General features: G+C 70.4%; 14 protein-coding genes. 1 reads left to right on the forward strand and 13 read right to left on the reverse strand.

Annotated features, from left to right (window positions below):
- Nucleotides 1-61 precede the first annotated feature (61 nt).
- The 6 genes from O2L52_RS06030 to O2L52_RS06055 all read right to left on the reverse strand — a co-directional run bounded on the left by O2L52_RS06030 (nucleotide 62) and on the right by O2L52_RS06055 (nucleotide 4,674).
- The gene (locus O2L52_RS06030) at nucleotides 62-1,150 is read right to left on the reverse strand and encodes an HAAS signaling domain-containing protein (protein WP_270114431.1); all 1,089 of its coding nucleotides are present in this window, start codon (nucleotides 1,148-1,150) and stop codon (nucleotides 62-64) included.
- Nucleotides 1,151-1,193: 43 nt separating this feature from the next.
- A complete protein-coding gene (locus O2L52_RS06035) occupies nucleotides 1,194-1,478 on the reverse strand; it encodes a hypothetical protein (protein ID WP_270114432.1) in 285 nt (94 codons plus the stop codon).
- Between the two features lie 2 nt (nucleotides 1,479-1,480).
- Nucleotides 1,481-1,810 (reverse strand): PadR family transcriptional regulator, encoded by a 330-nt coding sequence (locus tag O2L52_RS06040; RefSeq protein WP_270114433.1) that lies wholly within the window; start codon nucleotides 1,808-1,810, stop codon nucleotides 1,481-1,483.
- A 92-nt stretch (nucleotides 1,811-1,902) separates the two neighbouring features.
- Entirely contained in the window at nucleotides 1,903-3,369 is a 1,467-nt protein-coding gene (gene gltX, locus O2L52_RS06045) for a glutamate--tRNA ligase (protein WP_270114434.1), read from the reverse strand.
- Complete coding sequence (locus O2L52_RS06050; RefSeq protein ID WP_270114435.1) at nucleotides 3,362-4,144, reverse strand: fumarylacetoacetate hydrolase family protein; 783 nt, start codon at nucleotides 4,142-4,144, stop codon at nucleotides 3,362-3,364. Before O2L52_RS06050 ends, gltX begins: the two co-directional genes overlap by 8 nt.
- Before the next feature lie 188 nt (nucleotides 4,145-4,332).
- The gene (locus O2L52_RS06055; RefSeq protein WP_270114436.1) at nucleotides 4,333-4,674 is read right to left on the reverse strand and encodes a hypothetical protein; all 342 of its coding nucleotides are present in this window, start codon (nucleotides 4,672-4,674) and stop codon (nucleotides 4,333-4,335) included.
- A 185-nt stretch (nucleotides 4,675-4,859) separates the two neighbouring features.
- Between O2L52_RS06055 and O2L52_RS06060 the strand changes: the two genes are divergently transcribed.
- Nucleotides 4,860-6,002 (forward strand): hypothetical protein, encoded by a 1,143-nt coding sequence (locus O2L52_RS06060; protein WP_270114437.1) that lies wholly within the window; start codon nucleotides 4,860-4,862, stop codon nucleotides 6,000-6,002.
- Nucleotides 6,003-6,152: 150 nt separating this feature from the next.
- Here the strand turns inward: O2L52_RS06060 and cimA are convergent, their stop codons facing one another.
- The 7 genes from cimA to rimO all read right to left on the reverse strand — a co-directional run bounded on the left by cimA (nucleotide 6,153) and on the right by rimO (nucleotide 13,327).
- A complete protein-coding gene (cimA, locus tag O2L52_RS06065; protein ID WP_373897049.1) occupies nucleotides 6,153-7,727 on the reverse strand; it encodes a citramalate synthase in 1,575 nt (524 codons plus the stop codon).
- 387 nt (nucleotides 7,728-8,114) lie between these two features.
- The gene (locus tag O2L52_RS06070) at nucleotides 8,115-8,858 is read right to left on the reverse strand and encodes an RICIN domain-containing protein (protein WP_270114439.1); all 744 of its coding nucleotides are present in this window, start codon (nucleotides 8,856-8,858) and stop codon (nucleotides 8,115-8,117) included.
- 81 nt (nucleotides 8,859-8,939) lie between these two features.
- Entirely contained in the window at nucleotides 8,940-9,734 is a 795-nt protein-coding gene (pspM, locus tag O2L52_RS06075) for a phage shock envelope stress response protein PspM (protein ID WP_270114440.1), read from the reverse strand.
- A 16-nt stretch (nucleotides 9,735-9,750) separates the two neighbouring features.
- Nucleotides 9,751-10,611 carry a PspA/IM30 family protein gene (locus O2L52_RS06080; protein WP_270114441.1) on the reverse strand — a complete coding sequence of 287 codons (861 nt, stop codon included), beginning with the start codon at nucleotides 10,609-10,611 and terminating at the stop codon, nucleotides 9,751-9,753.
- 148 nt (nucleotides 10,612-10,759) lie between these two features.
- Nucleotides 10,760-11,215, reverse strand: a complete 456-nt coding sequence (locus O2L52_RS06085) for a helix-turn-helix domain-containing protein (RefSeq protein WP_270114442.1) — start codon at nucleotides 11,213-11,215, stop codon at nucleotides 10,760-10,762.
- A 55-nt stretch (nucleotides 11,216-11,270) separates the two neighbouring features.
- Nucleotides 11,271-11,852 (reverse strand): CDP-diacylglycerol--glycerol-3-phosphate 3-phosphatidyltransferase, encoded by a 582-nt coding sequence (gene pgsA, locus O2L52_RS06090; protein ID WP_270114443.1) that lies wholly within the window; start codon nucleotides 11,850-11,852, stop codon nucleotides 11,271-11,273.
- A complete protein-coding gene (rimO, locus tag O2L52_RS06095; RefSeq protein ID WP_270114444.1) occupies nucleotides 11,849-13,327 on the reverse strand; it encodes a 30S ribosomal protein S12 methylthiotransferase RimO in 1,479 nt (492 codons plus the stop codon). Before rimO ends, pgsA begins: the two co-directional genes overlap by 4 nt.
- Nucleotides 13,328-13,403: the final 76 nt, after the last annotated feature.

Raw genomic sequence — 13,403 nt, forward strand, 5'->3', positions numbered from 1 at the left:
CCCGGAAAACGTGGAACCGGCCCCGCCGTGAGGCGGGGCCGGTTCGCGTTTCGTGCGGTGCCTACTTGGTCGGCTCCGGGTCGGGAGTGGCGGACGCGGCCGGTTCCGGGCTGGTCTCCAGCTCCGAAGGCGTCTCCCCCGCGGTCGGCGCCGGGCCTTCGGACGGGAGCTCGGTCGCGACGCCCTCCTCGGCAGTGGGCGCTTCGCCCGCCGGCATCGTCGCGGCGTCCTGCGAGGCGCAGAGCGGGTACTGGTAGCCCAGGTTCTGCTCCATGGCCGTGCCCTCGTCCTCGTACCGGTAGTCGTCCTCGGACGGCGTCGCGAACGGGTTGCCGGGCGTGGACTCGCAGAGCGTCGGGTCGCCGAGGTAGATCGGGTTGCCGTCCTGGTCGAACAGGTACACGCCGGTGAGCGGGTTGCCGTTCTCGTCGTAGACGTAGAGGTCGCTGATGTAGCCGTACCCGGACCCGTCGTCGACGTACTGGGTCTCGACGTACCGCGTCGGGATCGCGCCCGTGAGGATCCAGGAGAACTGGTAGCCCGCCAGTGCGACGATCGCGATGCCGCCGGCGATCATCCAGCGGCGGCGGCGTCCCCGCCAGTCCATGGACTTGGCGCCCAGGCGCATCGAGGCCCACACGCTGACCAGCAGCACGGCGACCACGAGCAGCAGGCCGGGGAGCGATCCGATGATCGAGTACCCGGTGACGCCGAACTGGGCGGACGCGAGCCAGTAGACGAAGAGGGCCGCGACGATCGCGCCGCGCAGCACCCACCAGCCGGGGCGGAGGCGTTCGCGCAGTTCGGCGGCGTCGGCGTGGCCGGTGCTCACCGCGTACTTGTCGGCGGCGCCCTTCACCCTGGCGAGCGCCGGGGCGGCGGTGTCGGAGAACTTGCGGCGCATGCGGATCGCGACCGGCTCCTTCTCGACCTCGGCGGTGTCGCGGAGTTCGCGGGCGTAGGCCTCGGGGCTGCCGAGGAGGTCGCGGAGCGCCGCGCCCGGTTCGAGGTCCGCGGCCACTTCCGACAGGTGCGTGTCCAGTTCGGACATCAGGTCCTGCCGGATGTGGGCGGGCAGGTCGTTCAGGTGCCGCTCGACCGCGGCCAGGTAGGACGCGATCTCCGTGGACCGGTCGGGTGTGGTCGTCATGGTGCTGCCCTTCGTGAAGCCGCGGTTGTCAGTGGTGCGTCGCTCATGATGTGTAGACCGCTCGCGAGGGCGGCACCGTTGCATGGTCTTCCTGGAAGGCCTCCAGGGCGGGGCTGTAGCCGAGGACGGCGACGGCGAGCCGGTCGGGGCTGCCGAGGCGGTGCTCGAGGGTCTCGCCGGGCCGCAGGTCCGAGGCGACGTCGGCGAGGTGGGCCCGCAGTCCGGCGGCGAGGTCCTCGCGGATCTCCTCGAGCAGGGCCGCGAGGTGGTGCTCGACCGAGGCGCGGTAGGCGGCGGTCACGTCGGTCTGCGCGGGGGTGTCGGTCATGGTCAGCCTTTCGTGGGCACGTCGAACAGCACTCGCATCTTGGCGCTCACGTCCTCCCAGGCCTCGCGCGCCTGGCGGAGGTACTTCCGGCCGGGTTCGGTGAGCGAGTAGTACTTGCGGTGCGGCCCCGACTCGCTCGGCTGCACGTAGGTGGACAGGTAGCCCGCCCGGTAGAGCCGCCGGAGCGTGCCGTAGACCGAGGCGTCGCCGAGCTCGTCGAAGCCCGCGGCGCGGAGCCGGTTGAGGATCTCGTACCCGTACCCGTCCTGGCGGTCGAGCACGCGCAGCACGATGATGTCGAGCAGGCCCTTGAGCAGTTGCGATCTGTCCACGCTATCCACAGTACCATGCAATGCACAGTAGTGGACGCGCGCAAACGCGAACGGCCCCGTCGTCGCCGACGGGGCCGTTGCGCTTGCCGCGCTTAGAGTGTCGCGCGCGCCGCGCGCAGGCGCGCGAGGCTCACGTCCCTGCCCAGGAGCTCCATGGACTCGTACAGCGGGGGCGACACGGTCTTGCCGCTGATCGCCACCCGCACGGGCCCGAAGGCCTTGCGGGGCTTGAGGCCCATGCCGTCCACGAGGGCGGCCTTCAGGGCCTCCTCGATCGCCGCGGTCGTCCACTCGATGCCCTCGAGCGCCGCGATGGAGGCGTCGAGCACCTGCGCCGCGTCGTCCTTGAAGGTCTTCTTCGCGCTGTCCTCGTCGAGCTCGACCTCGGTGCCGCAGAACAGGAACCGCAGCATCGCCACGGCCTGCGAGAGGGTCGCGCACCGCTCCTGCACGAGCGGCACGGCCACGTCGAGCACATGCGACTGCGCCGCGGTGACCTCCGCGCCGAGCAGCCCCGCGTCCTGCAGGCGCGGCACCAGCATCCCGATCAGCTCGTCGGTGTCGACCGCGCGGAAGTGGTCCGAGCAGATCGCCTCGAACTTCTTCTCGTCGAACCTCGCCGGGTTCGACTTCACGTCGTGCAGGTCGAAGGCCTCCAGGAACTCCGCCACGGTGAACACGTCGCGGTCGCCCGAGATCGACCAGCCGAGGGTCGCCACGTAGTTGAGGACGCCCTCGGGGAGGTACCCGGCCTCCTTGTACTGCAGCAGGTTCGAGCGCGGGTCGCGCTTCGACATCTTCTTGCCGCGCTCGTCCACGATCAGCGGCAGGTGCGCGTACTCGGGCTCGGCGTCGGCGACGCCCAGCTCCACCAGCGCCCGCCACATGACGATCTGCCGCGGCGTCGAGGGCATGAGGTCCTCGCCGCGGGTGACCATGTTGACCTTCATGAGCGCGTCGTCCACCGGGTTGGTGAGCGTGTACAGCGGCGAGCCGTCGCCGCGCGCGATCACGTAGTCGGGCACCGTGCCGGCCGGGGTCGTGACCTCGCCGCGCACCGCGTCGCGGAACGTGATGTCCTCGTTCGGCATCCGCATCCGGTACACCGGGTTGCGGCCCTCGGCGCGGAAGGCGGCCTTCTGCTCCTCGGTGAGGTCGCGGTCGAAGTTGTCGTAGCCGAGCTTCGGGTCGCGCCCGGCGGCGCGGTGGCGGGCTTCGACCTCGTCGTTGGTGGAGAACGCCTCGTAGGCGTAGCCGCCGTCGAGGAGCCGCTTGATCACGTCGGCGTACACGTCCAGGCGCTGCGACTGCCGGTAGGGCGCGTACGGGCCGCCGATGTCGGGCCCCTCGTCCCAGGTCATGCCCAGCCACGAGAGCGCCTCGAGCAGCTGGTCGTACGACTCCTCGGAGTCGCGCGCGGCGTCGGTGTCCTCGATGCGGAACACGAACTCGCCGCCCTTGGCCCGGGCGTAGCCCCACGAGAACAGGCAGGTGCGCACCAGGCCCACGTGCGGGGTCCCGGTCGGGCTGGGGCAGAAGCGGGTGCGGACGTTACTCACTGGGAACCACCTTGTTGGACAGCGTGCCGATGCCGGCGATGGAAACGGAGACGGTCTCGCCGGCCTGGAGCGGGCCCACCCCGGCGGGCGTGCCGGTGAGCACCACGTCGCCCGGCAACAGGGTCATCACCTGCGAGATGTAGGCGACGATCGCGGCCGGGTCGAAGACCATGTCCTTGGTCGAGCCGAGCTGGCGCACTTCGCCGTTGACCTCGCAGCGGACCTCGGCGTCGGCCATGTCGACCTCGGGGCTGGTCTCGATCCACGGCCCGATCGGGCAGAACGAGTCGAAGCCCTTGGCGCGCGTGAACTGCACGTCCTGGCGCTGGATGTCGCGGGCGGTCACGTCGTTGGCGCACGTGTAGCCGTAGATCGCGCTCTTGGCGGCCTCGCGGTCGAGGCCGCGGGCCCCGTGCAGGCCGATGACGACGGCGAGCTCGGCCTCGTGCTCGACCTGGTCGGCCACGGCCGGGAGCCGGATGGCCTCGCTGGGGCCGATCACCGAGGTGGAGGGCTTGAGGAAGATCAAGGGCTCCTTGGGCACCTCGTTGCCCAGCTCGGCGGCGTGGTCGGTGTAGTTGCGCCCGATGCACACCACCTTGGAGGGGAGGATCGGGGCGAGCAGCCGCACGTCCTCGAGCGCCCAGCGCTGGCCGGTGAGCTTGATCTGCGCGAACGGGTGGCCCTCGATCTCGGCGGCGGTGGCCCCGGGGCCCTCGCCTTCCAAGACGGCGAACGACATGCCGGACGGTTGAGCGATCCGCGCGATCCGCACAGTCGGCCCCTCTCTGAGACTGGTTCGAAACCTTGCGGCCTCAGCTTAGTTCGGGGGCGGAGCGGGATCGACGCACTATCGCGCGGAGCGCGATCGAGTCACGCAGTCGTGCGGAGCACGGCTGGTTGAGGCGGTCGCGCGGGGCGCGCTCGGATCATGCGGTCGCAGGGCGGCGGTACTGCAGCGCGCTAGCGGACGAGCAGGAAGATGCCGCCGATGAGGACGACGCCGACGAGCGCGCCGACGACGATGCCCATGCCGAGGCGGCGGACCGGCCCGAACAGGCCGATGAGGAAGCCGAGCACGCAGGTCAGCGGTGCGGCGACGAGCAGGGAGATGGCGGTGGCGCCGAAGCGCACCCGCATGGTCTCGCCGATGTCGCCGACGAGCACGAAGCCGAAGGCGAAGGCCGCGATCACGAGGATCACGAGGCCGAGGAAGAAACCGGACATGAACCGGCGGCGTCCGTACACGGCCGAATCCGCGGCCATGGCCGCCGCGCGGGCACGATCGGTCTGGTAGGAAGTCACACGTCAACTCTAGTACGGCCGCACCAGCGGCGCGGTCACGGCATTCCCCGCGGGCCGCGCCTGCGGGCAGGGCCCGCGCGCTGTCTCCTGTGGAGACCGCCGGGCGTGTTCGTCCCTGCGTCACGTCACTGTGACGCGCCGTGTCGAATACCCGTTGCGTCGGATTACGCGTGCAAGACTGCCGTATGCGTCGTTTGATCACACTGTTCGTACTGCTCGGGGCCCTGTTCATCGCGCAGGCGCCCGCCGGGGCGATCGACTCCAGCCTGCCGCAGACGTCCGCCTCGTTCAACGACCAGGTCTACAAGGTCGCCTACGACGGCGACATCGTCTACTCGGGCGGGGTCTTCACCCGCGCCCGCAACACCGACGGCGTGTTCGCGAACCGCACGTACCTGGCGGCCGTGAACTCGACCACGGGGGCGCTCCTGCCGTTCGCGCCGGTCCTGAACGGCGCGGTCCACGAGGTCAAGACCTCCAGGGACCACCTGTACATCGCCGGCAAGTTCACGCAGGTCGACGGGGTCGCCCGCTCGCGCGTGGCCCGGTTCTGGCTCGACACCGGGAAGCTCGACACGAGCTGGAACCCGAAGCCGTCGGCCAGCGTGTACTCGATCGAGCCGGTCGGCTCGACGGTCTACCTCGGCGGCACGTTCCAGTCGGTCGGCGGCTTCGCCCAGCCGACGCTCGCGGCCGTCAGCGCCGTCAACGGCTCGCCGGTCACCTCGTTCAAGCCCGCGGTCACCGAAGGCGCGGTGCGCGACCTCCAGTTCGGCCACGACCGCCTGTACGTCGCGGGCGCGTTCACGACGCTCGGCGGCGACAAGAAGTACGGGAAGCTCGGCGCGGTCAACCCGACCACGGGCGCGGTCGACACCACGTTCGTGTCCGGCGTGTTCGTCCTCACCCGCGAGGTCGAGGTCGCCGGGGACCGCGTGTACGCGGCGCTCGACGGGCGCGGCGGCGAGATCCGGGCGTTCACCCGCACCGGCTCGACCCTCTGGTACCAGGCGGTCGACGGCGGCATGCAGACCGTCGAGGTCTGGGGCAGCACCGTCATCGGCGGCGGCCACTTCGACAAGGCCTGCGTCTCCAACCACGCCGGCCCCTTGGGCCAGTGCGTGGACGGCGTGCGCGCCGAGCGCGGGAAGCTCCTCGCGGTCGACATGAACGGGAAGCTCCTGGACTGGGACCCGTCCGCGAACGGCGTCGTCGGCGCCTGGGACGCGACCGCGCACCCGTCGGGCACGAACCTGACGGTGGGCGGCTCGTTCACGACCTTCGGGGGCGGCACGCAGGAGCAGAAGCGCCTCGCGGTCTTCGACTAGCCCGCGACTGCAGTACTGCGAAGGGCCCGGCCTCCGCGAGCTTTCGCTGCGGGGGCCGGGCCCTTTTCACTCGCCTGCCGCACGATCGGCGCGGTGCAGGCGCGGTCCCGGTCTCGTGGACCGGGCCGTGTCAGTGCCGCGCGGCGCCGCTCATGGGGCGCCGCGCGATGCGGTAGGAGGTAACGACTTCCGCCGGTTGAGGCCGTACGCGAGGCCGTCGGCCAGCGCGTTCCAGGAGGCCTCGATGAGGTTGGGGGCGACGCCGACGGTGGTCCACTCGGACTCGCCGTCGCTCATGGAGACGAGGACGCGGGTGACCGCGTCGGTGCCCTTGGAGCCGGCGAGGATGCGGACCTTGAAGTCGGAGAGGGTGAGCTCGGCCAGGCGCGGGTGGCGGGCGGCCAGGGCGCTGCGCAGGGCGGCGTCGAGGGCGTTGACCGGGCCGTTGCCCTGGGCGGTGGCGATGACGCGTTCGCCGTCGACGTCGAGTCGGACGGTGGCCTCGGCGACGGTGACGGCGCTCGGGTCGTGGTCGACGATGACGCGGTAGGTGTCGAGTTTGAACGGCCGGGGCAGGCCGCCTTCGACCTCGTCGCGGACGAGCAGCTCGAAGGACGCGTCGGCGGCCTCGAAGGACCAGCCCTTGGACTCGAGTTCCTTGACGCGCTTGGTGATGCGGTCGAGTGCGGCCTTGTCGCCGGAGAGGTCGATGCCGAGTTCGCGGCCCTTGAGTTCGACGGAGGCGCGGCCGGCCATCTCGGTGACGAGGATGCGCATGTCGTTGCCGACGACGACGGGGTCGACGTGGTTGTACAGGGCGGGGTCGGCCTTGATGGCGGAGGCGTGGATGCCGGCCTTGTGCGCGAACGCGGCGTGCCCGGTGTAGGGGGCGTGCTCGTCGGGGGTCATGTTGGCGATCTCGGCGATCGCGTGGGAGATGCGGGTGAGCTGGGCGAGGCCGCCGTCGGGGAGGACCTTCATGCCGAGTTTGGTCTCGAGGTTCGCGATGACGCTGAACAGGTTGGCGTTGCCGGGGCGTTCGCCGTAGCCGTTGGCGGTGCCCTGGACGTGCATGACGCCGGCCTGGACGGCGGCGAGGGTGTTGGCGACGGCGCAGCCGGTGTCGTTCTGGGCGTGCATGCCCAGGCGTACGCGCTCGCGCGGGAGGACCGCTTCGAGGCGGGTGCGCAGATCGGTGACGACGGCGGTGATGTCGGAGGGGATGCTGCCGCCGTTGGTGTCGCAGAGGACGACCGCTTCGGCGCCGGCCTCGAGTGCGGTGCGCACCACGAGGGCGGCGTACTCGGGGTCCTGGCGGAAGCCGTCGAAGAAGTGCTCGCAGTCGATGAAGACCTGGCGGTCCTGCTCGCGGCCGGTGCGCACCGAGTCGGCGATCATCGCCAGGTTCTCTTCGGGGGTGGTCCTGAGGGCCTGCTCGACGTGGCGCATGTCGGATTTGGCGACGAGGCAGAGCACGGGGGCGCGCGAGTCGAGGAGGGCCTGGAAGCCGGGGTCCTCGGCGGCGCTCGAACCGGCGCGGCGGGTCATGCCGAAGGCGACGAGCTTAGCGTGCTTGAAGTTCAGCTCCTCGGCCGCGCGGGCGAAGAACTCCGTGTCCGAGGGGATCGCGCCGGGCCAGCCGCCCTCGATGTAGTCGACCCCGAGTTCGTCGAGGAGTTCGGCGACGGCGAGCTTGTCGGCGACGGAGTAGCGGAGGCCCTCCATCTGCGCGCCGTCACGGAGGGTGGTGTCGAAGACGTGGAAGTCGCCGCCGCTGTTCGCAGGTTCGCTGCCGTGGTGCGGATCTGGTTGCGTCACTTGGTGCTCCAGGTTTCTACTTTTTTGGCACGGCCGCTGCGGGGCCTACCTGAACGTTCGTTTGCCCTGAACGAAAAAGACCCCCTGCGGGCGGCAGGAGGTCTGGCGTTCGGCGGCGGCATCTAACGCCGATGCTCCGCGGAACGCCCGCAGCTAATCATGAGCTGGAAGGTCACGAAAAGTAGTATGCCACCGGCCGTGGACCCGAACCACCATTTCCCGAATCGTGGGATTCAGTGTGTCGTGACGGCTCCTCGTGTCGCACAGGGCCGTGCGCTTGCGCGCCTTGGCCTCTCACCAGTCCGATCGGAGCGCGCGGCGGCGCTGCCACCACAGGATGAGGGCCGCGCCGCCGGCGAGCGCCACGGCGCCCGCGCCCACCCCGATGCCGAGACCGGCGCCAGTGGTCGGGAGCGCCGGCTTCGGCGACTCGGACTCGGCGGGGACCGAGGGGCTCTCGCTCAACTCGGGGGGCGAGGGCGGCGTCGAGGGCGGGGGCGATGACGGCGGGTTGGACGGCGGCGGGGCGTCCGCGAACCTCCACTCCTGGAAGTGCCTGCTCGCGCTCGTCTCGGGCTTCACCGCGAGGACTTCGGCGCCCTCCTCCGCGTCGGAGCCGTCCTCGAGGCCGAGGAAGTAGCCGTCGGCGGTGATGAAGCGGAAGTCGCTGTGGGAGGGCAGGGGGTCGAAGACGAGCTTCCAGCCGATCGCGTCGGCGCAGTCGGTGAGGATCACGGGCGCGGTCTCGTCGCCGCCGGTCGTGTCGGCGCTCAGGCACCGGCCCGAGGCGTCATGGACGAGCTGGTACTGCCCGAGGTCCTGGAACGCCTCGACCGCCACGAGCCGCCACAGGTCGTGGTCGTTCGTCAGGCGGGCGCCGTTCGCGGACGCCGCGAGCGGCAAGCTCTCATGGTCCTTGAGAAAGACTTTGACCGGGCCCGCGGGCACGGTCTGGGCCTGTGCCGCGCCGCCGAAGGCGGTGGCGATCAAGCAGGCGGCGGCCGCAGTCGCGGCCGCTTGGAGCATCGGGGATTTCATCGCCGAATTAGATCAAATGAGACATATTCGCCTCAACCCACTCCGCAGTGCGTCTCCCGCATCACTATGCGTGACATGGAGTCAGCCGGTGGCAGGCGGCCCGACGCTCCCGCGGATCTCGCTCGCCGCGTCCCCCGCCGCACGCAACCGGTCCGCGGCATCGGTGAGCAGGTGCAGCGTCTCGTCCGAACGGTGCGCCGACAGCGCCTGCTGCAGCCCGATCGAACCGGCCAGGCACTCCCCCGCCGCGCTCACCATGTCCTCATAGGCGGCCACGCCCGCCTCGAGGCGCTCCACCATCCGGTCCAGGTTCGCGCCCATGCCGGCGCGCTTCACCTCCGGCGCGATCGCGATCGCCCCTTCGACGTCCTTGACGCCCAAGGCGAGCCGGTACAGCTCCTGCCCGGCCTTCGACGCCCCCGCGAGGATCGCCACCGCCTCGTCGTTCCCTTCGAGGCGCTTCGCCATCTGCTCGGCGGCGATCGACGCCCGCTCCAGCCGCTCATACGGATGCATCGCACGGCTGCCGCGGAACTTCGCCCGGATGCGCCCGCGCCGAATCGCCTCCGCCGTCTCGCCGAACAGCCCCCGCGCCTCCTTCGACAACTGCGCCCGGCCGTGCAGCTCGAGGGACTCGCGCTCAGCGGCAGGGATCGCGCGGGCCAGGCGCCGGTAGTCCAACCAGCGGACCACCGCCATCGCGGTCGAGAACCCCGCGATCGTCACCCAGACACCGTCCGGCGCACCGACACCGGCATAGGGCACGAAGAAGGCGCTGCCGGCGGCAGCGCCTCCCGCTGTAGTGGTCCAGGACTTGGCGGACGACAACCGGGAGCGCAGGCGCTTGTACGCGCGCTTGCGGTCCTTCGCGTCCACCGGGGGTCCCTTCAGGTCAGCTCTTCGCCTTGTCGGCCTCGGGCTCGGCCGTGCCCTCGTCGTTGCCCAGCGACGCGCGGATGTCCGCGAGGCGGGCGTTCGTGACCGACTCCTTCGACTCGATCGCCGGGCTCGCCTTACCGCCCGAGAGCTGCTCGCCCTCGAGCGACGCGCGGATCTGGTCCAGGCGCGAGGCGCCCGCCATGTCGCGCGTGGCGCGGTTGACCTCCAGGAGGCGACCCTCCACCGAGTTCGAGGCGAGCTCGGCGCGGCCCATGGCGTTGGAGTAGCGGCCCTCGATCTTGTCGCGGATCTCGTCGAAGTTCGGCACGTTGCCGGGGGCGGCGGTCTGCGACATCGACTCCAGCGAGGAGGCGATCGTCTCCTGCATCTTGGCCTGCTCGAGCTGGCCGAGCAGCTTCGTGCGCTCCTGCAGCTTCTGCTGCAGGATCATCTGGTTGTTCTCGACGGCCTTCTTGGCCTGGTCCGCAGCGGTGAGCGCCTGGTCGTGCATCACCTTCATGTCCTCGAGGGACTGCTCGGTGGAGACCAGCTGGCCGGCGAGGATCTCGGCGGTCGACTCGAACTGCTGCGCCTTCGCCTCGTCGCCGTCGGCACGGGCCTTGTCCGCCAGCACCAGGGCCTGGCGGGCCTGCGCCTGCAGACGCTCCACCTCGGACATCGAGCGGTTGAGCTTCATCTCCAGCTGGCGCTGGTTCCCGATCACGGACGCCGCCTGCCCCACCAGCGCCTGGTGCTGCTTCTGGGCTTCTTCAATCGCCTGCTGGATCTGGATCTTGGGGTCGGCATGCTCATCGATCTTCGCACCGAAGAGCGCCATCATGTATTTCCAGCCCTTGACGAACGGATTGGCCATTATCGGGGTCCTTCCGGTGCTCCTTGGCGAAGCTTGCGAGCCATCAATGAGTTCAGCAACGCCGACATGCCTCTAGTGTCGGACATCGGCGCCACATGCGTGGGACAGGGTGACGCCTCAATCGCCAAAACTACATCATCGGTGGTTTTCAGGCCGCCGCGCGGACCACCGAATCGGTCACCTCGCCACGCCGGTGCCGGGAGCGGACCTGCGCGATCGAAGCGGGCGCCGCCGAGAGCGCACGGCGCCGACGGGCGACCTCCTCCTGGACGTCGCTCAACGGCTCGGCCTTGTCGCGCGGCCGCGGCAGCACCGCGACCTGGCGGCCCTGCGCCAGCGCCTCGCGCCCCAGGGTCTCCGCCTCGCCGCGCTCGTGGACGGCGACCTCGCGCGAGACCTCCGCCAGCACCTCGGACAGGCGCACCTGGAGTGCCCCGCACACCGAGGCCAGCAGCTCGCTCGACGGTTCCTTGTGGCCCCGTTCGATCTCCGACAGGTAGCCCAGGCTCACATTGGCCTGCTTCGACACGTCCCGCAGCGTCCGCTTCTGCGCGCGGCGGCGGCGCCGCAGGGTCTCTCCCAGCAGTTCCCGCAACAACACCATGAGATTCTCCTCCGCGCCGCGATAGCTCACATGAGCTTAGGTGGGTCCCGCAAGCCTATCTCGTCCGGTTCGGCTCGCTCTTCTTCGTTTTGAATGCTTTCCAGAGGTAATCCATTCCCGTCGCCACCGTGAGGACGAGCGCAGCCCCCATCAGCCACGGGCCCACGGCGTCCAGCGGGGACGGCCACGGCCACAGGTACCAGGCCACGGCCGTGATCTGCAGGACCGTCTTGAGCTTCCCGCCCCGGTCGGCCGCGATCACCGTGCGCCGCAGCACCGCCATCCGCAACGCGGTGATCCCGAGTTCACGCAGAAGGATGACCACGGTCACCCACCACGCCAGGTGGTCGTAGTAGCTCAGCAGGATCAGCGAGGCGCCGATGAGGATCTTGTCGGCGATCGGGTCGGCGAGCTTCCCGAAATCCGTGACCAGGCCGCGCGAACGCGCCAGCCAGCCGTCCACGAAGTCCGTCGCCGAAATGAATACGAACAGCGCGCAGGCGGCCATCCGCCACCCCGAGTGCTCCATCCCCGAGAGGACCACGAACACCGCGAAGACCGGCACCAGGAAGATCCGGGCCACCGTCACCACGTTCGCGATGTTCCACGGCGAGACCGGCGGGTCCTCAGTGGTCACCAGGCCTCCTCGACGATCTCCGCCACGAGGTCGACACCGTGCGAGTCGATCACCTTCGCCGTCACGAAGTCGCCGGGCTCCAGGCCCTCGACCTCGCCCACGAGCGCGATCGTGCCGTCGACCTCCGGGGCCTGGTGGGCGCCGCGGCCGTCCACGCCGTCATCCTCCACGGACTCGACCAGGACCTTCATGACCTCGCCCACGCGCTCGGCGGCGCGCTGGCTCACGAGCTCGTCGACGAGCATGGAGACGCGGGTGTGGCGCTCGGAGACGGCGTCCTCGTCCACGTGGCCGTCGAGGTTCACCGCTTCGGTGCCGTCCTCGTCGGAGTAGGCGAAGACGCCGGTGGAGTCGAGGCGGGCCTCTTCGAGGAAGCCCATGAGCTCCTCGACGTCCTCCTCGGTCTCGCCGGGGAAGCCGACGATGACGTTGGTGCGGGCCCCGGCGAGCGGGTCGACGTCGCGGATCTGCTTGAGCAGCGCCAGGAAGTTCTCGGTGGAGCCGAAGCGGCGCATCCGTCGCAGCACCTTCGCGGAGGAGTGCTGGAACGACAGGTCGAAGTACGGCACGACCTTCTCGGTGCGCTGCATCGCCTCGATGAGGCTCGGCCGCAGCTCGGCGGGCTGCAGGTAGGAGAGGCGGATCCACTCGAGCCCAGCGATCGCGGACATGCCCTCCAGCAGGTGCTCCAGCGCCTGGGAGTCGGCGAGGTCCTTGCCGTAGGAGGTGGTGTTCTCGGAGACGAGGTTGAGCTCCTTGACGCCCTCGGAGGCGAGCCAGGCGGCCTCGGCAAGGATCTCCTCGGGGGTGCGGGAGACGAACGAGCCGCGGAAGGACGGGATCGCGCAGAAGGTGCAGCGGCGGTCGCAGCCGGAGGCGAGCTTGAGGTTCGCGACGGGGCCGTCGGTGAGGCGCTTGCGCACCACCGCGAGGTGCTGCGGGGCGCCGGCCCCGAGGGTCGCGGCGTCGGCCTGGGAGGCGCGGGAATGGCCGGGGACGACGGCGGCGGCGCTCTGGCGCGCGGCGGGGGCCAGCGGCAGGAGCTTGCGGCGGTCGGACGGCTGGTGGGACTCGACCGTGCGCCCGGCGAGGATGTCGTCGAGGCGGGCGGCCATGTCCGGGTAGTGGTCGAAGCCGAGCACGGCGTCGGCCTCGGGCAGGCTCTCGGCCAGCTCCCTGCCGTAGCGCTCGGCCATGCAGCCGGTCGCGACGACCTTGGCGCCGGTGGAGGAGGCGTCGAGGAGGACGTCGATGGACTCGGTCTTGGCCTGCTCGATGAAACCGCAGGTGTTGACCATGACGACGTCGGCGTTCTCGCCGTCGTCGCTGATGCGCCAACCGCCGGCGGCGAGGCGGGCGGCCAGCTCCTCGGAGTCGGTCTCGTTGCGGGCGCAGCCGAGGGTCAAGAGCGCGACGCTCTTGCCGGCTTCGCGTGCGGTCGATTCCTCGGAACGGGTCGAATGAGCTGCAGACACCAGGAAAGCGTACCTACCGGCGGGCCGCGAATGCCCCCGGCGGCGGGCCGGGCCACAGTGACCCTGGTCGGCGGGG

It is taken from the genome of Glycomyces algeriensis (assembly GCF_027622855.1).
In the GTDB taxonomy this organism is placed as follows: domain Bacteria; phylum Actinomycetota; class Actinomycetes; order Mycobacteriales; family Micromonosporaceae; genus Glycomyces; species Glycomyces algeriensis.

What these genes read in the sequence shown, in the direction of transcription:
- O2L52_RS06030 (WP_270114431.1), bottom strand. Translation starts at nt 1,150, where the DNA reads ATGACGACCACACCCGACCGGTCCACGGAGATCGCGTCCTACCTGGCC.
- O2L52_RS06035 (WP_270114432.1), bottom strand. Translation starts at nt 1,478, where the DNA reads ATGACCGACACCCCCGCGCAGACCGACGTGACCGCCGCCTACCGCGCC.
- O2L52_RS06060 (WP_270114437.1), top strand. Translation starts at nt 4,860, where the DNA reads ATGCGTCGTTTGATCACACTGTTCGTACTGCTCGGGGCCCTGTTCATC.
- cimA (WP_373897049.1), bottom strand. Translation starts at nt 7,727, where the DNA reads ATGGAGGGCCTCCGCTACTCCGTCGCCGACAAGCTCGCCGTCGCCGAA.
- O2L52_RS06070 (WP_270114439.1), bottom strand. Translation starts at nt 8,858, where the DNA reads ATGAAATCCCCGATGCTCCAAGCGGCCGCGACTGCGGCCGCCGCCTGC.
- O2L52_RS06080 (WP_270114441.1), bottom strand. Translation starts at nt 10,611, where the DNA reads ATGGCCAATCCGTTCGTCAAGGGCTGGAAATACATGATGGCGCTCTTC.
- O2L52_RS06085 (WP_270114442.1), bottom strand. Translation starts at nt 11,215, where the DNA reads ATGGTGTTGTTGCGGGAACTGCTGGGAGAGACCCTGCGGCGCCGCCGC.